We start from the raw sequence: 23,254 nt of genomic DNA on the forward strand, positions 1-23,254 counted from the left end.
ATAGTTAGTTAGCTTTACGGCGTATAAATATTATTGGTATTTCGGTATCCCGATTTATTTTCATACCAATCGTTGTTTAGCAACCCATTGCTTTGCACCCATGCTCCAAACTTGGTGTGGGCTGTAACCACATCCGACCTTTCTGAAGGGTAATTAAACTTGGTGGGTATATGTATAGCCCAAGGCAAGTTGTTTACAGTTTTATAGTAACGGTTGCTAGAAGGAATTGAGTTATCATTTGCAGTTCCAAACAATGATGTGTTTGCAAGTACTGTATTTGCTTTGTTTGGCAAATGCACTTCGCGGCTACGAACATTGGAGAACAAGAATGGGTTGAACGGGTAGGTACCCAAATTTGTAAACGACAGCGTTGAGCTGAAAGTCATACGGATATTAATCGTATCAGGGTAAGCTATTGGCGCAAACCTGCGGGTATTGTACATAGAGCCGCCGGGCTGGCTTAATTGGTCGGCTGCTTCATCAAACAATATCACTACGGCTTTTGTATGACCGGCTTCAAGTCCTTTGTTAGTAAGTGTAACACGACTACGGGTAATATCATATCCTGTAACTTGATTAACCAGTGAAGCATTGAATGGGAACTCAACCCCGAAGCCACCGGGTAATGAACCACCTTTAGCATCAACAAATGATTTACAGTTCAGTTCCATTACATTGTTTTGTGGGCTCACCACAACGTGGAATCTCCAACGAACAACTAAATCGTTAAAGTCATAATCCCCTTTGCTGGGCCACAAATCTTCGTAGGCCAGTGTACCAAATTCAGTTTTTGAAGGGAAATAACGGTCATACGCTTTGGTTGAATCACAAGGATAATCATCAAACAAATCAGGCACACCGTCGTTGTCGCAATCCGCTGTAGGGTTCACAGGAGGAATTGTTGGGTTACCTATACCCGTTGGTGGGTTTGCTGATGCGTAAAATACTGCATCGTTAAAATCGTTATCGCTGGTTCCGTTATCACGGCGTACATCTTCAAAGCAAATCAAATAACGTTGCGTTGCAGAATCGTACAACATCAACGCATGGTCTTTGTAGAAAGAAGACTCGCTGTTAAAATCTTTATGGCTATACCAAATGGCCAAACCCGCTGTTATTTGTGCTGAGTTGTTGAAACCGTTGGCAGCTAATGCAAAGCCAATCATGGTGTCTTTTCCGAAACGGCCCAAAAGAACCCTGTTACCTGCTGTAAGACCACCGCCGCTTCCGCTAAAGCTTGAGTTAGGGAATACAGTGTATAACGAGTCGATGTCAGTTGCTACAGTGGGAGGGCTGTTTTTGTGGTATTTGTAGTAGAATAATGAGTTTTTGTAGGTTGCACCTTCATGCACAAAAGTTATCCAAATATCAGCTGTTTGGGTAACCTCAATAACAGGCAGAATATTATTCAAATACTGTGGCTTGTATGTAGGCACCGACTTTGTTTCAGGCAAGGCCGACATTAAACGTGTTAAAAATCCTGATGAAACTGTATCTGAAGTGGTAAGGTAATTAGGAACCCCACTGCTATTCCAAGTACCTAAACGGTACGAGAATGTGCTGGTTACACCGGCCTTGCGGGTGAAACCGCTGCTAAGATTTTCAAAACCATTAGTGGCTTGGCTTGAAGGTGCCACCATTGATTGAATTTTACCATTGATGTAATGGTACTTAACTGTATTGCCTGCAATAGGAACCTCAACGTTGTTAGGCACCCCCATTATGTATGGGAATATTGTTACTTGTTTCACGTAGGTAGGTACACTCATAGGCACCAACAACACACCGTTTTTATCAGTAACACCGGTTGCATAAACTTCGCGGCTTTTTATTCCATCGGTTGGAGCATCAAATACATCAACACGAACACCTCTTAAAGGATTTCCCTGAGCATCTGTTAATACAACATCCAAAGTAAGGTCTTGGGTAGTAGCAAAATCAAAATTATTGGGAACTACAAGATCGTTCATGCTCGAAACGTTGTTATCAACAGCATTTTCGCTGCCTGTATTCAAGCCATCACGCTTACAACTTGCCAGTGCAAGCACCAGAGCCAAAGAAGTAAGTGTTATTTTAAGTTTCATTATAGTTAGTTGGTTTTATTCCTAAATAGCAAACAAATGTATTACGGATAATTATTTCCACCGCGTAAACTGTGTTGTTTTGGGCTGTTTTTTATATGAGTAGCGGTTTTTTTATACGAGCAGCAATGGGCCAAAAAAACATAAAACTTATTACTAAAAATTAAAAAAGCCCCGACTCCCGTCGAGGCTTTAACCAAACTATCAACTATGAAAAAAACTATCTCGTAAACAACTTTGAGGCGTTTATATTACCCTGCTCATTCAGGTACCAGTTCTTATTGGTATTTCCTCCGCTTTGAGCCCAATTAGCAAAATTCAGGTACGCTTGAATAATGCTTGTCTTTTCTGAAGGGTATGCAAACTGCATAGGCATGTGTATTGCCCATGGAAGGTTGCCGCTTGTTTTGTAATAACGGTTAGCATTAGGTATGCTGTTATCTTTTCCTGTGCCAAGTAAACTAAGTGTTGCCAGCGCGGTATTGGGTTGGTCGGGCAGGTGTATCTCAGTACCTCTGTTTAAGGTAAATACAAAGGGATTGAAGGGATATGTACCCAAGTCGCCAAAAGTAATCGGGTTGGTAAAAGTCATCTTGGTCTTAATAGTATCAGGATATGATATGGGTGAATTATTTACTGTGTTGTAGAACGATTGACCTGTGCCCGAAAGTTGGTCGGCAACTTCATCAAACAATATCATCACGGCCTTTGTATGCCCTTGTTCTAGCCCTTTGCTGTTCAACGTAACGCGGTTGCGGGTAATTTGTGAGCCGGTAACCTGCGAAACAGCCGAGGCATTAAAAGGGAACTGAACACCAAATCCTACGGGGAATGAACCTCCTTTAGCTGCTGCATACGCTTTGCAGTTAAACTCAATCACTTTATTAGTAGCATTAGCTATGGCTTCAAACTGCCAGCGCAATACCAAGTCGTTCATGTCATAATCGCCGGTGTGTGGCCACAAATCTTCAAAAACAAGGGTGGCATATTCACCTTCGGCAGGATAAACCCGGCGGTATGCTTTTGTTGCATCACAAGGAAAATCATCATACACATCGGTTACACCGTCATTATCGCAATCGCCGGGTTTGTCAATCGGAGGAACACCGGTTTCATCAATTGCATCTACCGGATTTGATGTTATATATACAATTACATCGTTAAAGTCTTCATCGCTTGAGCTGTTATCACGTTTCAAATCTTCAAAACCCATTACAAATCGTTTTGATACATCATCATATACCAATGCTGTGTGTTGTTTCCAGCTACCCGACTCATTATTAAACTCTTTGTTTGTGTACCAAACATTATAACCTGCAGTTAATGTGGCATTACCACTGTTAAAACCGTTTGAAGCAATTGCAAAACCAATTACATAACCGGGCTTAAAACGTCCGATTTTAACTTTATTACCTGATGAAAGTGCGCCACCGCTGCCGCTAAATGAACAGTTAGGAAATACAGCGTACAATGAATCTATATCGTTGGCCGAAGTAGGCACCGTATCTTTATGATATACGTAATAGAACAATGAGTTTAAGTAGCCGGCTCCTTCGTGAACAAAGGTTACAAACACATCTGATAACGAGTCGATTTTAAGGTTACGCTGGTTGTTTTCAAGCAAATAATCGGGGTGATAATTGGGCACTGAACGGCTCTCGGGAAATGAGGCAGTAATTTTATTTAAAAATGTCTGAGTTAAATTATCACCGGGGCTTTCTAAATAATTAGGCACACCGCTGCTGTTCCAAGTTCCTAAACGTTTCGAGAATTTATCGGCCACACCTGCTTTGCGAACAAACATAGCATTGGCTGGGTTACCAATATCGTGGTAGTTTTTAGCCTGTGCAATGCGTGATTGTATTTTACCGTTTGAATATTTAAACGTGATTTTTTTACCATCTACGGGTAACGCAACGTTATTAGGAATACCTACACTAAAAGGGTAAATAATTACCGTTTGCAAATAGGTTGGTAAACTAACTGCGCCTGTTAACCGACCATCAGCATCAGTTACACCTGTGTACAACAACCTTGGCTTTTTTAAAGTAGGGTCTAAAACATCGTCATAAATATTCACTTTTACACCCCTAAAAGCATCGCCAACACCGTCCGCTAAAAAAACATCGATATTTACCTCATGCGTTGTTGAATAATCAAAATTATTAGGCACCACCATCTTATCGATACTGGTTACAGGGTTATTAGCACCCTGTTGTCCTGTAGGGTTATCAATATTATCCCTTTTACAGCTTTGCAATAATGCTATCAAACCGATGGTAGCAATTATTATGTAATTTTTAGTTTTCATATAGCGTAGGTGTTTGGCTAATGCTGTGATTTGATGTGATGTAATAATACTTGCAGTAGTTCTGTTTAAAATTCTAAAACAAAGGTAGCCGCGCTACCATCTAATAACATTGCACAATTACAGGATTATAACTAAGTTTTATTTAAACAGCGGTATCCATTATACAAATCGTAAAACGTTTTCTAAAACAATGCTAAAGAAATGGAAATAAAACATAAAATACTGAAAAACAACTAATTAAAACAATCACCACTTACATAATCCCTGCCCAAATAAAACTCAACTCCATTCACCACCATTTCCCCTCAATTTATTGTACAAATCCTCCCGACCACATTTATAAAAATATTCAACCGGTACATTTTTCACCTTTCACTCCTAAAAAACTACACTTCATCGGTACTAGTTTTAAATAGCCGTCAGCATACCTCAACTTTGCCTCACTATATAAAACAACTATGAAAAGACTGTTAAGTATTACAGCGTTAATTATCTGCTTTTCTTTTACTGCCAACGCCCAACTTACCCAAACAGTAAGGGGCACGGTTACTGACAAAGAAACCAACACTGAGCTGATAGGTGCTACTATCATCTTACTAAACTCTGAACCGGTTTTGGGTGCCACTACTGATGTGGATGGCAAATTCAGGATTAGCAATGTTCCGGTAGGTCGTCATACCATCAAAATCACCTATACAGGCTATAAAGAAGTGGTAGTGCCCGATGTGATTGTAAACTCTGCCAAAGAAGTGGTAATGAATATTACTATGGAAGAAGATGTGGTAGAAGCCAGCGAGGTTGTAGTTACGGCTAAAAGCGACCCCGGAAAAACCAATAATGAATTGGTAACGGTGAGCGGACGCTCATTTACTATTGACCAAACACAACGCTACGCAGGCGGCTTGGGTGACCCCAGCCGTATGGCTAACAACTTTGCGGGAGTAGCGGGTGGCGGTAACGACCAACGTAATGACATTGTGATACGTGGAAACTCTCCGCTGGGCTTATTATGGAGACTTGAAGGGGTAGACATTCCCAACCCTAACCACTTTGGCAACCAAGGTGCTAATGGCGGGCCTGTGAGTATTTTAAACAACAACACACTATCAAACTCGGATTTTATCACAGGGGCCTTCCCTACCGAATACGGTAACTCTCTATCGGGTGTGTTTGATTTGAAAATGCGCGACGGAAACAATGAGAAATATGAACATACCGCCCAGATTGGTTTTAGCGGGGTTGAGTTTATGGCCGAGGGACCTATTAAAAAATCAAAATCATCATTTCTAGTAAACTACCGCTACAGCACCCTCGATTTTTTAAGCAAGTTGGGATTTAGCTTTGGCAGCAGTGGCGCACCCCGCTGGCAGGATTTAACTATGAAATTGAATTTTGGTAAAACCCGTTTTGGAAACTTTAGTCTGTTTGCCATTGGCGGTATCAGCGGTACACTGATACAAGACAGCAAAAAAGAAGCATCTGAAATTGCCAAACTTGCCAACCCACAAGATATTGACTTTAACAGCGGCATGTTTGCCACGGGTTTAATACACACCATATCATTGAGCAAAAACAGCTACATGAAAACGGTTATCAGTACTTCGGGTGAACGCAACCGTACATTAATAGACTCGTTAAACCCCTCAACACAAAAAATACGCAACCTCGCTCGCGAGACTTATATAGTACGTAACTCGATACACAGTTTTGTAAACCAAAAACTAAATGCAAAACACAGCCTGAAATTCGGTGTAATCGGAACCCGAATCTCAGCAGGTGCAAACGACAGCTTTTACAGGTTTGACAGTACATCAGGCGGACAGAACTATTCATCATGGGTACGTCAATATGACTATGATAACAAAGAAATGTTTTTGGGACAAGCCTACGGAAACTGGAACTGGAAGATAAATGAAAAGGCTACGTTGAATGCAGGCTTGCACTACAACCATCTTTTTTATAACAACAGTAATTCTATTGAGCCACGTGCTTCGCTCAAATACAAACTAGCTACCCGACACTCGCTGAGTTTTGGGTACGGTATGCACAGCCAAATGCAACCCATCCCTGTGTATTTTGAGCTAACCCACCTTGACCCTATGCGTACCCAAAGCATAGAAACCAACCGCAATATTAAGTTTACGAAGAGCAACCACTTTATAGCAGGATATGAAATGCTGGTAAACCAAAACGTGCGCTTTAAAACAGAAGCATACTATCAATACTTAAACAATGTAGCGGTTACTCAAAACCCAAGTACTTATAGTACCATAAACTTTGGTGCCGATTTTGGTTTCCCCAACGTAGATAGTCTGGTAAACAAAGGACTGGGGCGCAACTACGGAGTTGAGTTTACAGTAGAACGTTTCTTTAACAAAGGTTTTTACTACTTGGGCACCCTATCGTTGTACGAAAGCGAATACTTAGCCAGCGATAATAAATGGCGTAATACTGCCTTTAACGGAAACTTTGTAGCAAATGCTTTGGTTGGGCGTGAGTTTAAAACCAAAAATAACGGCATATTAAGCCTTAATTTGCGTGTGACGTATGCAGGCGGCCGTCGTTACTTGGCTGTTGACCTTGACGAAAGTCGCAAAAAAGGATATCAGGTGTTTGATGATTCAAAAGCGTATGCCGAACGTGAGAAGGATTTTTTCCGCACCGATTTCCGCATCGGGTTTAAGAAAAACGGCAAGCGCGTAACCCATGAGTGGGCTATTGATATTCAAAACATCTTTAACATTCAAAACGTTTTGACCCGCCAATACAACCCCAAAACAGGAAACATTGAAGCTTTTAACCAAATAGGTATATTTCCGGTACCGTTTTACAGGGCACAATTTTAATACTACCATCCCTGCACTTTGTGTAAAGGTGCAGGGATGAATAAACAAAAGGCATGAAATACAAAGCGAAAATTAAACAACAAAACAGTACCAAAGCATCGCTATTGGTAATACTAATTATCGCTATAGTAGTGCCCTTGTATTATACATTAGATACCTATTTCACAAAAGGTGAAAGCCCCTCGCTTGGGTGGTTGAACAGCATTTTTAAAACGTTTGTATTTACGGCCATTATATCCACCGTACTTTATACTGCCAGCATCGGCACTACCAAACTGTTAGAAAAGGTGTTGCCGTGGCAAAAATACGGGCGCAAACGCTTTTTTACCGAATTGGTAGTAGTGGCCTTAGTAACCATTTTGCTATCAAGTGCCGTGGGGCAAATATGGTATAACTATGTAGAGGCTTGTGAGAACCCTACCCCTATTGTCTTTAAGGTGGTAATAATATCTTTAATAGTTACTACCATTGTTACTGCCATTTATGAGGCGGTATATTTATTAAGCCAATGGAATGCTGCACTTATCAATACCGAGAAACTGAAAAAAGAAAACCTGCAATCACAGTTTGACTCGCTAAAAAACCAGGTAAACCCGCACTTTCTTTTTAACAGCCTGAATACGCTTGCCACTATTATCCCTGAAGATTCTGACCAAGCAGTGCAGTTTGTGCAAAAGCTAAGCAGTGTGTACCGTTATCTATTGCAATACAAGGATAATGAAACGGTGGACTTAAAAACGGAGCTGGACTGTATAGATGCCTACTTCTTTTTACAGCAAATACGGTTTGGAGATAACTTGCACGTGCATGTAAACATCCCTCCCTCCTACTATACTAAGCAAATACCGCCGCTAACCTTGCAAATACTGGTTGAAAACGCCATTAAACACAATATTATATCGTTGCAAAAGCCTCTAACGGTAGAAATTTATGTGGATGACGCCCAAATGCTGGTAACCCGCAACAACCTGCAAAAGAAAAAATCAGTAGAAAGCAGCACAAAAATTGGCTTGCAAAACCTGATGAACCGCTTTGAATACATTTACGGACAAGGTATTGACATTTTTGAAACCGAAACTGATTTTATTGTGAAGGTACCTTTGGGGTAATGACTTGATTTGATAACGATATATTTGATTACAGCGTAATGAAAATTGTAGTAATAGAAGACGAAGCTCCTGCAGCCCGCAGACTAATGGGGTTGATACAGGAACACAGGCCGCTGGCTGAAATTGTTGCGCATTTTGACAGTGTTGAAACCGCTGTTGACTGGTTGCAAAACAACCCGCCGCCTGATTTGGCTTTTATGGATATACAACTGGCCGACGGACTTAGCTTTGATATTTTTGAGGCAGTACCAGTAAAATGTCCGGTGATATTTACTACCGCTTACGACGAGTATGCAATAAAGGCCTTCAAAGTAAACAGCATCGATTATTTACTAAAACCTATTGACAAGGGCGAACTTGCTACCGCGTTTGCTAAATACGACACACTGGCACAGAAACCACAAAACGGAACCATTGATGTAGGTGAGTTGATAAAGGTATTTAGACCTGACACTTATAAATCGAGGTTTTTGGTTAAGCAAGGGCAACGCCTGATACCCGTGGGAGTTGAGGACATTGCCTATTTTTATGCAGAAGACAAGCTGGTTTTTATGCTTACCAATATGGGCAACAAGTATATTGTGGATTACACCATTGAACAGCTTGAGGGCAAACTGAATCCTGAGAAGTTTTTCAGAGCCAACCGCAAGGTAATCACCTCACTTGAAGCAGTGAAAGACGTGCATATTTCATTTAACGGCAAACTAAAAGTGTACCTCAAACCCGATTTGAGCGAGGAGTTATTTGTAAGTCGCGAACGTGCACCCGAGTTTAAAAACTGGCTGGGTAATTAATGCTTACGGATGAATAAAAAGGGCTTTTAGCTCAGTAGCATCGTCGGGCTTCATGCGGCCTGCAAGAATAAGGCGCAACTGGCGACGGCGCAATGCACCATCGTAGCGTTTCACCTCATCTTCGGTTTCGGGTTTCAACTCAGGCACGTGTATCGGCCTTCCGTTTCCATCCACCGCCACAAACGTATAGTATGCCTCGTTGCACTTCACACGGCGGCCTTTGGGTATGTTTTCGCACCATACCTCAATAAACACTTCCATGCTTGTTTTAAAAGAGCGGCTCACCTTTGCAGTAAGGGTAACCACATCACCCAAAGCAATCCCTTCGTTAAAAGAAACACTATCTACACTGGCAGTAACCACAATACGGTTGCTGTGTTTTTGTGCTGTAATGGCAGATACAATATCCATCCAATGCAGCAAACGTCCGCCCATAAGGTTGTTCAGCGTATTGGTATCGTTGGGCAATACCAATTCATTCATCACCGTGTATGATTCAGAAGGGGTTTTATGTGACATTTTATAAAAAGTTTAAACAGAAAAGGTACTGTGCAAAGCACTCTCTTATTCGTAAATCAGCTTCACCTTAGGCGTAGTTGGATGACTTTGACAGGTAAGTATATAGCCTTGCGAAATTTCGCTATCGCTAAGCCCCTCACGCTCATCCATCTCAACTTGTCCTTCCAGCAGTTTAGCACGGCAGGTAGTACACACACCAATTTGGCAAGCATACGGAGGATCAAGGTTTTCGTCTTTGGCAGCCTCCAAAATGGTAGTACCCCTAGGCACTGTTATTTCATGCTCGCGACCGTTAAGCAAAATCACTGCTTTTTGGCCGCCGGCAGTATCTTCATCATCGTATGAAACCGCCGCAGGAGCAGCAGTTTTCACAGGTTCTTTGCTGGTGGGTGCGCTAAAATACTCGTTGTGTACTTTACCGCCGGGTATTCCAAGCATTTGCAAACCATTCTTCACTTCATCCATCATCCCCGTAGGGCCGCATATGTAGTACTCGGTATTGTAACCGTCTACACGGGTTTGCTTCACCATATCAATGTACTGTGCAGCAGTGGGGCGTCCGCTCAACCCTGTCCATCCGGCCGGAGCAATATCATAGCAATACACCACTTTAAGTATCGATGGGTATTTAGCAACCATATCTTCCAGTTGCTGCTTAAATATTACCGATTCAATATCCCTGTTACAGTATATCAAACTAAGCTTGCTGTTGGGTTCTTTATCAATCACTGATTTTATGATTGACATTATAGGGGTGATACCGCTACCGCCCGCAAACAACACATAATGGTTTTTGTTGGCAGCATCCAAATTCACTACAAACTTGCCCATCGGCGGCATTATTTGCATCACCTGTCCTTCAAAGGCATCATCATTCATAAACGATGAAAACACACCGCCGTCTACCTTTTTAATGGTAACCGCAGGGTCGGCATCGGTGATGGGGCTGCTGCTGAAGGAGTATGCCCTGCGTACTTCTTTACCATTTATGGTAGTAGAAATAGTAAGGTATTGACCCGGCAGATAAGTAAACTTCTCTTTCAGGTTTTCGGGTATATCAAAAACAAAAGAAGCCGCATCTTTTGTTTCACGTACAATGCGCTTTATTTTTATGGGATAAAACAGTTCTGACATGCTTATGGGTAACAACTAACAACCGTTAATGGTTTTAGCGGCGCAAAGTTATCCCTTTGCGAGATAAGAAACAAACAGCCTGTTTTTGTTGCACAAAGTGCCGCTGCAATAACATAAAAAAAGCGACCTCACACACAGGCCGCTTTATGAAAGAAAAAAGTTAAAAACTGTGCTTAAAATACTATTGGGGGTCAATTATTTTACGCATACTACCAGAACTACCTTGATAATTATGACGTGCAGCAGTTTCGTAGTACAATATTATACAGCACTTAGTATTACTTTACAGCCGGTTAGTGAAGAGTATTTTTCAGTTAGTTAACAACTGTTTTACAGCTTTCACTATCCCAAACCCACTTCCTACTAACGCATACTCTTAAAATTGAAAAAAATAGCAGTATTTGCAACGTTTATAACCCTCGTGAGGTGGTATATTTGATAGGGATATGATAAAAACACATCGTTTATTGGTTTTGGTTGTTGCTATGGTGCAAGCTGTTTTGCTATACGCCCAAGACCCCTATTACACTACAATATCGCTTAGTAACGGCCTGCCTTCTAATACTGTGTACGATGTTATGCAAGACAGTAAAGGATTTATATGGCTGGCTACTGCCGACGGGCTTTGCCGTTACGACGGGTTTGAATGCATTACGTATAACGGCCCCGACCAAACTTCCAAATCGGGAGGCTCACTAAAAGAGGATAAGTATGGCCGTATTTGGTACGAAAACTTTGACGGCTATTTGTATTACTTGAAAAACGACACCCTGCATGGGCTGGCAAACCAAAAGAAACCTACGGGCTATGTAGGGTTTGCCATTTTGGGTGACCGAATAATAGCCACACACAGAAACTCAATTGATTATTACAATCTTACTACACTTGAGCACATTGCATCCGAAAAGCTGGATAGCGGGTTTATATCAAACGCCATTAGCACTACTAAAGATTATTATGTAGCTACTTCAAATTTGTACAATGTAAGGTATAACCCTGCCAACGAAACCTACAAGCTAATAGCTACACCGCTAAAAACCGATTTTGCAATAGGACGTATTTGTATTACTGACAGAGGGGTGTTGTGTTATAACCAAGTAAAAGAACAACGGGTTGCTTTTGAAATGACAACAGATGGGGTTGTTTCAAAGTTTAATATGCCCAGTATAAACTTCATACACATTATTAAATATGTTGGCGGTTACTACTGGATTTGTACACCCGCAGGCGTGTACGGCATTGACGACAGGGGTAATTTTATAAACAACGGCAAACCATTTTTTTCTGACAAAAATATTTTAGGGGTATACAAAGACCGCGAGGGCAACTTCTGGTTTCAAACAAGTGCCGACGGTATTTTGCTGGTGCCCGACATTAATACGCGTATGTGGGAGCTTGGCGGTTTGCACCCGGGCTCAATATTTGTTCAGGGAAACACCGCTTATGTAGGTACCCAAGCGGGACAGATACTACAAACCTACCTGCCCGATTTTTCACACAAAACGCTTTTCCTATATGCAGGCGGCCATGATATTAGCAACCTTTATGTTGATACCATCGCCCAAAGAATATTTGCCAGTTCATCAATGTTTAAAGAACTTGATTATGCCGGCAAGCCCATGTCTGAATCTGTAACCTCGGTAAAAGATATTGAACGGATTGACGACAAATATTACGCCTATGCCGCCTCGGGAGTATTGGGATTACTCACCACTTCCAACAGTAAAATGTCGGAAAAAAGCGTCTGGGACAAGGTACACTTCAGCAAAATCAACCACACCTCATGGAAGACCTCATCAATGCTCAAAGAAGGTCTCCGCGCAAAATCGGTAGCCCACATCCAGGGAAGCAACAAGATATTTTTTGCCACTAATTTAGGTTTACAGCTTCTTACCCCTAATGGCATCAGCGAGGCAAAGTACCAAAACAAAAGCCTTTTTATACTGTCGCTGCATCGTTACAAAAACAAGATTTTCGGCTTAAATACAAACGGCATTATATACACAATCAATGCACAGGGCGAAATCTCTACACTTAACATTGCAGGAAATGCCCCTGTTGGGATAAACCGCATTAAAGTTGTAAAGAATTTTCTATTCCTGTTTGCAGGTAAACAGCTGTTTTATATTGATTTGAATGATAACAGCTACACTGCCAATAAAATATACAATAGTATATGGGCCAACGAAATAAACGACATTGAGGTATGGAATGACAAACTGGTGTTTGCCCTGCAACGTGGCTTGATTATGGTTGATTTTGGAGCAAAACCAAATGCATTAAGCACCAACTTTGTTGTTAACCGATTTAACATTAACAACAACTCTTTTGACATTGCAAAACCCATCAGTGTTTCGCACACTCAAAACGATATCGAAATTAATTACTCACTATTATCCTTCAACCCGGGTCACACGGCCACTTTATATTACAACATTAACGAAGAGGGTTGGAAAGCCGCACCGGCAAACAGTAGAACACTTAAACTAGCCTCATTGTCTCCCGACAATTATACTATCCAATTTAAACTGGGCGAAACCCTTTTACCCCAAACCATACAGTTTACTATTAAAAAGCCCCTGTGGCAACAATGGTGGTTTTGGACATCGGTTTTTGTTGCTTGCCTGCTTACTGCCTTTATTTATTACCGCTGGAAACTAAGCGTGCAACGTAAAGAAAACCAACAGGCCGTAGAAAAAATTGAACTCGAAAAAAACTTGCGACAATCCATGCTCACTTCCATCAAGTCGCAAATGAACCCGCATTTCTTTTACAACGCACTTAACACTATACAGTCTTTCATCTTTACCGATGATAAACGAAGTGCTTCAAGCTACTTGGCTAAGTTTTCAAAGCTTACCCGCATGATATTAGAAATGTCGGAAAAAGACACTGTAAGCCTTACTGAAGAGGTGGATGCACTAATCCTGTATTTAGAGTTAGAAAAGGCTCGCTTTAACGAAGATGATTTTAACTTCAGCATTGTAGTTGACAGCAGTTTAGACCTTGACATTGTTAAAATACCATCGATGATTGTGCAACCCTATGTAGAAAACGCGATTAAACACGGATTACTGCACAAAAAAGGCAAAAAGAAGCTTACTGTTGACTTCTATATTGAAGGGAACAATTTGTGCATCAGTGTGGATGATAACGGAATTGGCCGTAAAAAATCAGGCGAATTGGCCAAAATAAAATCTGATAAGCATAAGCCTTTTGCTACAAGGGCTAATCTTAAACGTATTGAAATACTAAACAAAGGAAACAATAAAATTGGGGTTGAGTACAACGATAAAGCCGATTTTTCAGGCATAGCCACCGGAACTACAGTACACATAACCATCCCCGTAAACCCAGAGAACACTTTATACAATGAACCCACCTATCAAAGCCATAATAATTGACGACGAACCAAGGGCAAGAGTGCTGCTGAAAGGGCTACTGAACGAGTATTGCCCCGAGGTTCAAGTAATGGCAGACTGCGAAGACTTACCCAATGGAGTAAAGGCGATACGCAAACACAAACCCGAATTAATATTCTTAGATATTGAAATGCCGGGACATAGCGGGCTTGAACTGCTTGACTTTTTTGACGATGAGGAAATAGATTTTTCCATCATTTTCACTACGGCCTATAATCAGTATGCCATACAGGCGTTTAAGCTATCTGCAATTGATTACTTATTGAAACCCATTGAACCTGATGAATTGGAAGAAGCACTAAAACGTTATCGCAAACATCAGAAAAACGAGATTGGTTTTTTGCGCGATGTATTGGGCGGAACATACGTTACCAAAATAGCAGTGCCGGTGGGTAATATGGTTAAGTTTATTGAGCTTGACACCATCATGTATCTTAAAGCGGATAATACCTATACTGAAATTGTAACAGCCGACGAAACTAAACTGGTAGTAAGCCGCACGCTTAAAAACTTTGAAGAGGCTCTTGCAGGCTCGCAAACCTTTTTCCGTTGCCACAAATCATTTATGGTGAACATAAACTTTGTGGCCAGTTACGTAAAAAGCGACGGCGGATATTTGCAACTCAAAAACGGCTTTCAATTACCTGTTACACCTGATAGGGTAAGCGAGTTTCTTAAATTCAGCACGTTTATCAAGCGATAAACACTCCTTCGCCCCATAAAATATCCGATTGCTTATAAGTGCTGTTGGTTACTATTTTTGTATCTTTATAGTAACTTATGAAAGCACTTTACACACTTTGCTTTTTACTTGTATCAATCGTTGCAAGCACGCAAGCTAACATGCCTGCCGATCTTGATTTTACTTCAAGCCGTAAATACTTTACACTTAAATACCCCAACGACTGGAATATGTTTGAAAATCCTGACGGCACCTATCATTTTGAAAAACCGGTGTACGGTACAGGCACGTTTGAGATTAAAGAAAGTCGTAACTTTAGCGATAGCAGCGAGATAATGCACTACCTTGACAATGAAAGTTTCAGTCACCCTAACGCTAAATACCAATATAACGAAAACAAAACCATCCTGCACTACAACAGTATTCTACTGATTGAAGGTAAAGAAACAATGGTGTTTGTGTGGCTGGTGGCAAATAAAAACACCGTGCTTACCTGCCGCTATTTGGTGGATAACAAGCAAAAAGCGGATGCAAAAGCACAAACAGAACTGCAATCAGTGAACTTGATGATACAATCAATTACGTTTTTATAAACCGCGTAAAACCTTATATTTGCACTTGTACACACAGGGCTGATTAACGGGGTGCATACTTTATTGCACAATTTGCAAAAATTTTGTGCAATTGTGAATTAAATACGTAACTTTGCAGTCCTTTTTAAAAACCACAGAGATGGACTTGATTAAACTGGTTGAAGCCGAATACTTAAAAACCAATAATTTCCCCCAATTTAGGGCGGGTGATACTGTTACCGTACACTATAAAATTAAAGAAGGTAACAAAGAGCGTATACAACAATTCCAAGGTGTGGTGTTGCAACGCCGCAATGCAGGAATGAGCGAAACTTTTACCGTTCGTAAAATATCAAACGGTATAGGTGTTGAGCGTATTTTCCCCGCAAATAGCCCATTTATTGACAAAATTGAAGTGAACAAGCACGGTAAAGTTCGTCGTGCCCGTATATTCTATCTTCGCGATGCTAAAGGCAAGAAAGCCCGTATCAAAGAAAGAAGGATTGCAAAATAAGACACTACATTTTCAAAAGGTAGCCCCAAGGTTTAAACACTTTGGGGCTTTTTTATTTTATGGCAGTACGGGATGCTATTAAAACAATTAAGCTACTCTAAACTATAGACAGACCTATCTCAACACAATAAAGAAGCCGTACAACACACTAGAAGGCCAGAGAATGCTCTTTGAAATGCTCATCACTATCAGAGCAACTAAAACTGTTTAGCACAAAGCTTTTGCTTCCGCTAAATTGATTTCGGATAATTTAAAACTAATTATGAAGCAGGCTCTTAAAGACCTAAGTTACTCCACCACAGTTAACCTGCGGGGTTTTAGCGTATAAACAAAGCTGATGCCGCCACCCACTTCGGTAGCACTTTGAAGAGGAATAGAAGACACACGAGAAATATTAAGGGTAACTTCTCCCGATAAAGGTTGCAATACATTGGCAGGCACAATAAGTTTACCTTTCGTAGGAATATTTTCAACCACAAACTCTTCGGTACGCACGGTATCGCTAAGGGTAATACGCAAGCTTTCGCCATGTTGCAAAGGCTGTGTAAACAAAGGCAGCTCAAGAGGCATTCCTTTTTTCACTTCGGCAGGAGGTGTGCCCATCAATACAGGGTTGAATTTTAATTTATTAACGTGTTTCTTCCCTTCGGTATCTATATACACAAACTCACATTCTCGCCCGTTCTCAATCGGTTTTTTGTAGGCTAAATTATACCCTGCACCACTAACAACATTGGTTGATAAACGCATACTATCCCCGTTAAAAGTGACTTCGGCGGGTTTTGTTAATACTAGGGTAGTGCCATTGCTGCCTCCAAACCGATATGTTGCATACGCCCATGTAACATTTTCACTCTCATCGTACGAAATAGAATACTGCTGGTGAATAGTGCTTTGTTTCACATCCCCTGAATTTGCCACCTCGTTAGAAGCACATGAACTTAAAATAACTGCGGTAATAAAAAATAGTAATATCCTTTTCATAAATAATTTATCATTAATAGGCTCCGTTGCGACGGCGCAAGAACCACTCAGTAGCCAGTAGTGCCAGCAATATAAAAAATACCCATCTAAGGTTGATAATATCTTTAAACGCTGTTTGCATATAGCTTACTGGTTTAATGTCTTCACGTTTTTTAATCAGCTGGGTAAGCTTTTCTATTTCGTTGGCATATACCATGCTACCCCCGTTTTTCTCGGCCAGTGAGCGCATTAATTGGTGGTCGGCAACGGTCTCCAGCAACTCTACTTGCAACGGTATCACAGTAAACCTGCCGTTAAGGGTTTCCTCGCGATTACCAACTTTCACAGTCGCCTTATATGTATAGTTTCCTGCGGCAAAATAACCGGCATTCAGGGTATATGCTGTAGTTGCTTTGCTAAAGGTATAGGTAAACGATTTCCCGTCCTGACTTTTGATATCCATCTTCACATCGGGTTCAGTAATGGCTTCATAACTTTCGTTATATACCTGCGCATCAAATACCACCTTCTCGTTTTCGTTAAACGTGTTTTTCTGAGCATTCACCCTGAATTTACGGGTATCGTTTTTGGCAGCCAAGTACTGGATGGTTTTGGTCATTACCTCATTCGTAGCGTCGTGATTTTTATTGCGTTCAAAATCTTGTAACCTCCAACGCCAGTAGCCTTCACCTAATATCACACCCATACGTCTGTCGGTGCTTTGGTTAAAGTAGATTAGCGGCTGTTGGGTTTTTATCGCACCTATTTGCTGCTGCAACAAAGTGTTTGCCGATGCAGCCTGCGAATAAGTTCCGAAAGGAGTTTTCAGCGGTGGCCAAAAACGCAAACGGGCCTTGGTTTCTTCACTAAGGGTAAACAGCGAAAACCCGTCGTTTAGCAAGGGTAGAGCGTCGTTAATTTGATTGCGGTAATTACTGATAGCTATCCCCGTTCCTAAATCGTTAAACATCGGGATGAGGGTTTGTGTGCCAATAATGTGTAACACCGGCAACTTGCTGTTCTCAACAGCGGCAAGCAGGTTTTCAGCAGGGTTTTCAATATTAGGAAGCTGATGCAGTATTACCAGGTTGTATTTTTTAAGGTCATTATAGTTAGTGAAACCTGAAGCAAATGTGATTACTACCTCGTAGTTCTGATTGCTTTCCACCGCTTGTTTAATCCCTGCCAAATCAGGGTGCGGTGCAGGTGCCAGCAATAGGATTTTATTCCGTCCGTCAAGTACTTCAATAAAAAAGTCTTTGCGGTTATTTATGTAGCTGATTTCATCGCTCACGGTAGTAAGCTGTACGATATAGTGTTGCGTACCGGGTTCATCTGCGGCTAATTGCAGGTTCTCGGTTAGTGATAAATTATCGTTTGTAATAGCTAGTTCTTTACTGAATAATATTTTACCATTTTTGCTAACGGTTAAGGTTGTTTTAGCCCCATTGAGCTTGCTGGCAGCAACCGTTATTTCAGCAGGGAAAGTATTGCCCAAATACGCAATTTTGTTGTTTCGGATGCTTTTTACCAAAACATCGCGGGGCACGGTAGTATCGCCCAAAGCAACGGTAAACACAGGTACTTTGCTGTTTTCTGCTGCATACACAGGGTTTGAACCGCTGTTGAACAACCCATCGGAAGCAATGATTACTGCGCCAAGGTTTTGGTTTTCGTACTGACTGGTAATCTCGGTAAATAAGCTGCTGAGGTTGGTTTGCTTGCCGCTGTAATTAAATGAAGTTCCCTCACTCACTTTGTCCTCTAACCCAAACAGTTTCACATCAAAGTCTTTACGCAGCTCTTCGGCAAGGGCTTGTAGTTTTTTGGGGTATTCGTTTTTGTAAAAGGCAGAATCTTTATTGGCTGTAATCGACTGGCTATTGTCTTGTGCCAATACAATTACAGGCTTTTGTATTTTTTTGGTTGACGATTTTATAAAGGGTGCTAATAGTAAAAAGCACAACAGAAAAACACTTAAAAATCGAATAGCTATAAGTGAGATATATAACGGCGAACGGCGTTTTACCTCGTCATCACCAAAGGGATTACGGGTATATAGCAGCCATGCCGCTCCTGCTGCACCCAGCAGGCAGGGTATAATCCACCAAAGCGGATAGGTTGTTTGTATTTGCAATATCATGCGTTTGAGCAAAAATAAAGGTTAACAGGCATAAAGCCACAGGCTGTATCTATTTATACCTTTCTTTATCGAAAAGTAAGTGATATGCCTTGAGGTAACGTTGGTAACTGCTGAATTAGTGCAGGGAAAATCATAGTTATACTTTTAAAATACTTGCTCTTTACTTTTTGTTTGGGCAAAAAGTAAACAAAAAGCCCACCACGAAAACCAAATTCAAGTTTTGCCTTTCAAACTACTCGCTACCCTGAACGAAAACTTGAATTTCGCACTTTTCGTGGACAACAGCCGCACAAAGAGCCAATACTCCAAGCATCATTGATTTTACTTGGGCAGATAAAAGAAAACGGTGAACAAGCAAATGCTGTCCACCGTTTCTATAAGTTATTATATTACTATTATTATCCGTTGATAAACCCAAGGAGGCTGGATGCTCCGATGGCAAAACAACCGAAAAACTCTTTCATACGGCCGAAAAAGCTTTTATCAGTATGAGCAGGATTGGGCTTAAAGTTCTCAGCATCGCGAAGTTTTTCAAGCAGGGCTTTTTCTTCGTTGCTAAGTTTTGTGGGAGTATAAATTTTTATCTGCACCAATTGGTCTCCGCGTCCGTAACCGTTCACTGTAGGCAAGCCTTTACCTTTCAGGCGCAATACTTTACCCGATTGTGTACCGGCATCAATTTTAATTTTTGCACGGCCTTCAACCGTTGGCACTTCGATACTGGTACCCAACGCTGCGTCAGAAAAACTGATGTCGTGTACATACAGCACGTTCTGTCCGTCGCGTTTCAGGTTTTCGTCTTCAATCTCCTCAATCTGAACTATCAAATCACCGTTAGGACCTGTGCCACCGGGCGCTGAGTTTCCTTTGCCGCTTACCGATAGTTGCATTCCTTCTTCAACACCTGCAGGGATTTTTAGCTCCACAAATTCTTCCTGTGCGATTAAGCCGTCGGGACCAACACCCGCGGGACGTTCAGACACAATTTTACCACTACCGCTACAAGTATTACAAGTGGTAGTAGTTTGCATCTGACCTAAAATTGTATTGGTAACTCGGCGCACAGCACCAGCTCCGTTACAAGTTGGGCAAGTTTTGAAGTTAACACCCTTGGCCACCGTCATGCGGTTGTACTTCACCTTCTTTTCGGCGCCTTTGGCTATTTCTTGCAGGGTAAGTTTAATTTTTATACGGATGTTTGAGCCTACGGCTCCCCTACTGCCTCTTCCTCCTCCGCCAAAGAAGCTCTCAAACGGGCTTCCTTGACCGAAAATATCCCCAAACTGGCTGAAAATATCATCCATACTCATACCACCGCCACCTCCGTAGCCGCCACGGTTGCCCATGCCTGCATGCCCGAATTGGTCGTATTGGCTGCGTTTGTTTTGGTCGCTTAGCACCTCGTAGGCTTCGGCAGCTTCTTTAAACTTCTCCTCAGCCTCTGGGTTGTTGGGGTTTTTATCGGGGTGGTACTTTATCGCCATTTGGCGGTAGGCTTTTTTAATTTCCTCCGCGGTGGCGTTTTTCCCCACGCCCAATATTTCGTAATAATCTCTTTTAGCCATTATTCGCCTATTACAACTTTTGCAAAACGTATCACTTTATCTTTAAGGGTGTAGCCCTTTTCAACCTCGTCAACCACTTTGCCTTTAAGGTCATCGGTAGGTGCGGGTATTTTGGTAATCGCTTCGTGGTAATCCACATCAAAAGGCTGCCCTTTTGACTCAATGGCTTTTACCCCTTTTTGCGAAAGTATATTTAAAAACTTGGTGTGTATTAATGTTACACCTTCTTTTACAGCTTCAATATCGGTTGAGTTTTCAAAGGCTTTTTGGGCACGTTCAAAATCATCCACCACAGGAATAAACGACAATAAAATGTCTTTTCCCGCAGTATCCATCAACTCAATGCGTTCTTTAGCATTGCGGCGTTTCATATTATCAAACTCGCTGTACAGGCGCAGGTATTTATCATTCAGCTCAGCAATTTCGGCTTTCAGTTTTCCTTCAATGCTGGCTTGTGTTTGTGCTTCTTCATCTGCCGTTGTGCTATCGTTTTCAGCCACAGGCCCATTTCCTGCCTTTTCGTCTCCCTTTGCATCAACGTTCACTTCGTTTTCAGCAGTAGTTTCTTTGTCGTTCAATTCTTCCCTGTTCTCAGTTTCGTGGTTTGTCATACGTTTGTTACCAAAAATTTTTCGGGTTAATTTATTTAATCCTGATGTTTTCAATATTTTATAGCTACCCGCCAGCTTGCAATATTACTGCCAAAGGGTTTTGTTGTCAAAATGGCAGTTATTTCCGCTCCACATTTCCGCTTCCTATCCGTTCCACTTTTAGCGGCTCTTCAACAGGTTCGGCGTAATAAAAGATATTACCGCTGTTGCCTACAAGGGCATGCAGCACTTTAAACGGCTTCACGTGCAACTCGTTTATCCCGTAATGGTAGGCAAATGTGTAATCGCCTTGCATGTTGCGGGCGTCCAATTTTCCTGCATCAAACATCACAGGCACAAACACTGCCGCATACCCGTTGATATCTACCACCCCCGTTGATTCGTGATTTACTTCAAACTTCCCTGCTTTTACGGTTAGGTTAACTTTACCCGCACTGCGCTGGTAAACCACCAATGAATCTGACTGAAGCGTATCTGTAAATTCAATTTCAGCGGCATCGTTCAGTGTGATACCATGCAAGATTTTGCAATTAATTTCTACAATTATTTTTTTGCTGAAATCCCGGGTCCAGTTGCAAACATTACGGTCGTCAATAATTAGTTGACCGTTATCTACTGCCACCGATACATTCTTTATCACATTTCCGCCGCCCCTTAGCACTACTTTTTGAGGTTGTGCTGTGTCTTGCGTAATACGCAACACCAATCGGTCGCTGGCAATAATCGATTGAAAGTTACTCACTGTTACCTCACGGCTACCGTTTTTACCCGCTGCCATAAAGCATTCTTCCGGTCCTATTTTGTCTTTACAGGCCGAAAAGAAAAACCCTATAATGAGTAATATGTATACGTGTTTTTTCAACGGTTATTTATTCGGTAATTAACACCCCATTCAAAATAATCAGCACGGGCAAAATGCACTTTTAATGCTGTATATATTCCTACTTGTTTTGTAATCTGCCCTCTAAGTCCAATTCGTTGGTAAATAGGGCCTTTTACTTTGTTGGTATTGTATAAATACGCCGCTATGTCTGTAATTAACGCCAGCCTGCCAAACTGTAACTCGTGTCCTACTTTTACCGCAACTTCTATCGCTTTGTCCGCGTTCCCTTTTGAGGCGATACCCTTTCGGTTTTCTACGTAAAAATTCCCTTCGTCATAAAACAAATCCAACCCACCGCCAAACTTACTTTTTGCAGCAAGTGTGCGCAGGTATTTAAACTGCAAACTACCTACTAAAACGCGTTTAGGGAAAATGTAGTCGGTGTATTTACTGGCAAAGGCCGCAGTTAACAGGTATGAGTTGCGCAGGGTATCCATATCATTGGGTAACTCTTCTTCTACCTTTTTGATTCTTAAATAACGGGTATAACCAATTTTTATTTCGGGTGAATTAATCCCCAAATTGGGCATTTTAAAATTACCGTTTGAAAAATGGGTGAGGCCGCCAACAAGATTCAACTCGCTTTTGGGTGAGAGCGGAATATTGATAATACCGTGTACGCACAAACTGCCGTTGAGGTGCGAACCAACAGCATTATTGCTAGTATTTGTGGCCACATCAAACGGTTGGGTAACGTACCCCAACCCCCAATTAACTTTTAAATTGAAATTGGCTCCGAATTTTTTAAAAAACGGAAACTCAACATAAGGCAGCAACCCGTAGACCGAACCTACAATATTGGGATTGCCGTAGTACAGATACAATACATCAACGCCCCATGCAGGCTTGTTATAAATGCGGTGCCACTGCTTGCGGTTGGCTGTTTGAAATTTAAACCCCAACATACCGCCGTACACGTGTGCCTTAAGATTAGCCACTGAGCCTTTATGCGCCCAAACATACCCACCCAATGCTGAAGCAGTAAAGCCCCACTTTTCTTGGGGTTGTTGGGCAAACGCGCTAAAAGGGAGCAGCATAGCAAAGGCTATAAGAAGCCTTTGTGCGCAAGTGGTTGCCCATATCCCTTTTAACATACTATGGTAAG

17 protein-coding genes are annotated in these 23,254 nt (G+C 41.5%); 7 read left to right on the forward strand and 10 right to left on the reverse strand.

Annotation, left to right across the window (positions count from 1 at the left end):
- Positions 1 to 14: 14 nt before the first annotated feature.
- Positions 15 to 2,084, reverse strand: coding sequence for an LruC domain-containing protein (locus F9K23_11140; protein KAB2915394.1), 2,070 nt, complete (start codon positions 2,082 to 2,084; stop codon positions 15 to 17).
- Between the two features lie 217 nt (positions 2,085 to 2,301).
- Entirely contained in the window at positions 2,302 to 4,392 is a 2,091-nt protein-coding gene (locus tag F9K23_11145) for an LruC domain-containing protein (protein KAB2915395.1), read from the reverse strand.
- Positions 4,393 to 4,850: 458 nt separating this feature from the next.
- Here F9K23_11145 and F9K23_11150 point away from each other — a divergent pair, with 458 nt between their 5' ends.
- From F9K23_11150 to F9K23_11160, 3 genes are read left to right on the forward strand one after another with little or no spacing between them, the layout of a single operon-like run.
- Positions 4,851 to 7,238, forward strand: coding sequence for a TonB-dependent receptor (locus F9K23_11150; protein KAB2915396.1), 2,388 nt, complete (start codon positions 4,851 to 4,853; stop codon positions 7,236 to 7,238).
- A gap of 53 nt (positions 7,239 to 7,291) precedes the next feature.
- Positions 7,292 to 8,347, forward strand: a complete 1,056-nt coding sequence (locus F9K23_11155) for a hypothetical protein (GenBank protein KAB2915397.1) — start codon at positions 7,292 to 7,294, stop codon at positions 8,345 to 8,347.
- A gap of 38 nt (positions 8,348 to 8,385) precedes the next feature.
- The gene (locus tag F9K23_11160) at positions 8,386 to 9,141 is read left to right on the forward strand and encodes a response regulator transcription factor (GenBank protein ID KAB2915398.1); all 756 of its coding nucleotides are present in this window, start codon (positions 8,386 to 8,388) and stop codon (positions 9,139 to 9,141) included.
- 3 nt (positions 9,142 to 9,144) lie between these two features.
- On the opposite strand, the gene F9K23_11165 is transcribed toward F9K23_11160, so the two are convergent.
- Positions 9,145 to 9,660: an acyl-CoA thioesterase gene (locus tag F9K23_11165; protein ID KAB2915399.1), complete on the reverse strand. Its 516-nt coding sequence runs from the start codon at positions 9,658 to 9,660 to the stop codon at positions 9,145 to 9,147.
- Positions 9,661 to 9,705: 45 nt separating this feature from the next.
- Positions 9,706 to 10,794, reverse strand: a complete 1,089-nt coding sequence (locus F9K23_11170; GenBank protein KAB2915400.1) for a ferredoxin--NADP reductase — start codon at positions 10,792 to 10,794, stop codon at positions 9,706 to 9,708.
- Between the two features lie 446 nt (positions 10,795 to 11,240).
- Between F9K23_11170 and F9K23_11175 the strand changes: the two genes are divergently transcribed.
- From F9K23_11175 to F9K23_11190, 4 genes are all read left to right on the forward strand, one after another.
- Positions 11,241 to 14,198 carry a hypothetical protein gene (locus F9K23_11175; protein KAB2915401.1) on the forward strand — a complete coding sequence of 986 codons (2,958 nt, stop codon included), beginning with the start codon at positions 11,241 to 11,243 and terminating at the stop codon, positions 14,196 to 14,198.
- A complete protein-coding gene (locus F9K23_11180; protein KAB2915402.1) occupies positions 14,167 to 14,919 on the forward strand; it encodes a response regulator in 753 nt (250 codons plus the stop codon). The genes F9K23_11175 and F9K23_11180 overlap by 32 nt, the downstream gene beginning before the upstream one ends.
- 77 nt (positions 14,920 to 14,996) lie before the next feature.
- Entirely contained in the window at positions 14,997 to 15,491 is a 495-nt protein-coding gene (locus F9K23_11185) for a DUF3805 domain-containing protein (protein KAB2915403.1), read from the forward strand.
- Between the two features lie 139 nt (positions 15,492 to 15,630).
- Positions 15,631 to 15,984 (forward strand): 50S ribosomal protein L19, encoded by a 354-nt coding sequence (locus tag F9K23_11190; GenBank protein ID KAB2915404.1) that lies wholly within the window; start codon positions 15,631 to 15,633, stop codon positions 15,982 to 15,984.
- A gap of 288 nt (positions 15,985 to 16,272) precedes the next feature.
- Here F9K23_11190 and F9K23_11195 read toward each other — a convergent pair whose 3' ends face one another.
- The 6 genes from F9K23_11195 to F9K23_11220 all read right to left on the reverse strand — a co-directional run bounded on the left by F9K23_11195 (position 16,273) and on the right by F9K23_11220 (position 23,243).
- Positions 16,273 to 16,968 (reverse strand): hypothetical protein, encoded by a 696-nt coding sequence (locus tag F9K23_11195; protein ID KAB2915405.1) that lies wholly within the window; start codon positions 16,966 to 16,968, stop codon positions 16,273 to 16,275.
- Positions 16,969 to 16,981: 13 nt separating this feature from the next.
- On the reverse strand, positions 16,982 to 19,090 hold the full coding sequence (locus tag F9K23_11200; GenBank protein ID KAB2915406.1) for a hypothetical protein: 2,109 nt from the start codon (positions 19,088 to 19,090) through the stop codon (positions 16,982 to 16,984).
- 398 nt (positions 19,091 to 19,488) lie between these two features.
- Entirely contained in the window at positions 19,489 to 20,655 is a 1,167-nt protein-coding gene (gene dnaJ, locus F9K23_11205; GenBank protein ID KAB2915407.1) for a molecular chaperone DnaJ, read from the reverse strand.
- Positions 20,655 to 21,266: a nucleotide exchange factor GrpE gene (locus F9K23_11210; protein KAB2915408.1), complete on the reverse strand. Its 612-nt coding sequence runs from the start codon at positions 21,264 to 21,266 to the stop codon at positions 20,655 to 20,657. Before F9K23_11210 ends, dnaJ begins: the two co-directional genes overlap by 1 nt.
- Before the next feature lie 118 nt (positions 21,267 to 21,384).
- Positions 21,385 to 22,128, reverse strand: coding sequence for a hypothetical protein (locus F9K23_11215; protein ID KAB2915409.1), 744 nt, complete (start codon positions 22,126 to 22,128; stop codon positions 21,385 to 21,387).
- On the reverse strand, positions 22,125 to 23,243 hold the full coding sequence (locus tag F9K23_11220) for an acyloxyacyl hydrolase (protein KAB2915410.1): 1,119 nt from the start codon (positions 23,241 to 23,243) through the stop codon (positions 22,125 to 22,127). The genes F9K23_11215 and F9K23_11220 overlap by 4 nt, the downstream gene beginning before the upstream one ends.
- Positions 23,244 to 23,254: the final 11 nt, after the last annotated feature.

The organism is Bacteroidota bacterium (assembly GCA_008933805.1).
Classification (GTDB): domain Bacteria; phylum Bacteroidota; class Bacteroidia; order UBA8524; family UBA8524; genus SB11.

What these genes read in the sequence shown, in the direction of transcription:
- F9K23_11140 (KAB2915394.1), bottom strand. Translation starts at nt 2,084, where the DNA reads ATGAAACTTAAAATAACACTTACTTCTTTGGCTCTGGTGCTTGCACTG.
- F9K23_11145 (KAB2915395.1), bottom strand. Translation starts at nt 4,392, where the DNA reads ATGAAAACTAAAAATTACATAATAATTGCTACCATCGGTTTGATAGCA.
- F9K23_11150 (KAB2915396.1), top strand. Translation starts at nt 4,851, where the DNA reads ATGAAAAGACTGTTAAGTATTACAGCGTTAATTATCTGCTTTTCTTTT.
- F9K23_11155 (KAB2915397.1), top strand. Translation starts at nt 7,292, where the DNA reads ATGAAATACAAAGCGAAAATTAAACAACAAAACAGTACCAAAGCATCG.
- F9K23_11160 (KAB2915398.1), top strand. Translation starts at nt 8,386, where the DNA reads ATGAAAATTGTAGTAATAGAAGACGAAGCTCCTGCAGCCCGCAGACTA.
- F9K23_11165 (KAB2915399.1), bottom strand. Translation starts at nt 9,660, where the DNA reads ATGTCACATAAAACCCCTTCTGAATCATACACGGTGATGAATGAATTG.
- F9K23_11170 (KAB2915400.1), bottom strand. Translation starts at nt 10,794, where the DNA reads ATGTCAGAACTGTTTTATCCCATAAAAATAAAGCGCATTGTACGTGAA.
- F9K23_11175 (KAB2915401.1), top strand. Translation starts at nt 11,241, where the DNA reads ATGATAAAAACACATCGTTTATTGGTTTTGGTTGTTGCTATGGTGCAA.
- F9K23_11180 (KAB2915402.1), top strand. Translation starts at nt 14,167, where the DNA reads ATGAACCCACCTATCAAAGCCATAATAATTGACGACGAACCAAGGGCA.
- F9K23_11185 (KAB2915403.1), top strand. Translation starts at nt 14,997, where the DNA reads ATGAAAGCACTTTACACACTTTGCTTTTTACTTGTATCAATCGTTGCA.
- F9K23_11190 (KAB2915404.1), top strand. Translation starts at nt 15,631, where the DNA reads ATGGACTTGATTAAACTGGTTGAAGCCGAATACTTAAAAACCAATAAT.
- F9K23_11195 (KAB2915405.1), bottom strand. Translation starts at nt 16,968, where the DNA reads ATGAAAAGGATATTACTATTTTTTATTACCGCAGTTATTTTAAGTTCA.
- F9K23_11200 (KAB2915406.1), bottom strand. Translation starts at nt 19,090, where the DNA reads ATGATATTGCAAATACAAACAACCTATCCGCTTTGGTGGATTATACCC.
- dnaJ (KAB2915407.1), bottom strand. Translation starts at nt 20,655, where the DNA reads ATGGCTAAAAGAGATTATTACGAAATATTGGGCGTGGGGAAAAACGCC.
- F9K23_11210 (KAB2915408.1), bottom strand. Translation starts at nt 21,266, where the DNA reads ATGACAAACCACGAAACTGAGAACAGGGAAGAATTGAACGACAAAGAA.
- F9K23_11220 (KAB2915410.1), bottom strand. Translation starts at nt 23,243, where the DNA reads ATGTTAAAAGGGATATGGGCAACCACTTGCGCACAAAGGCTTCTTATA.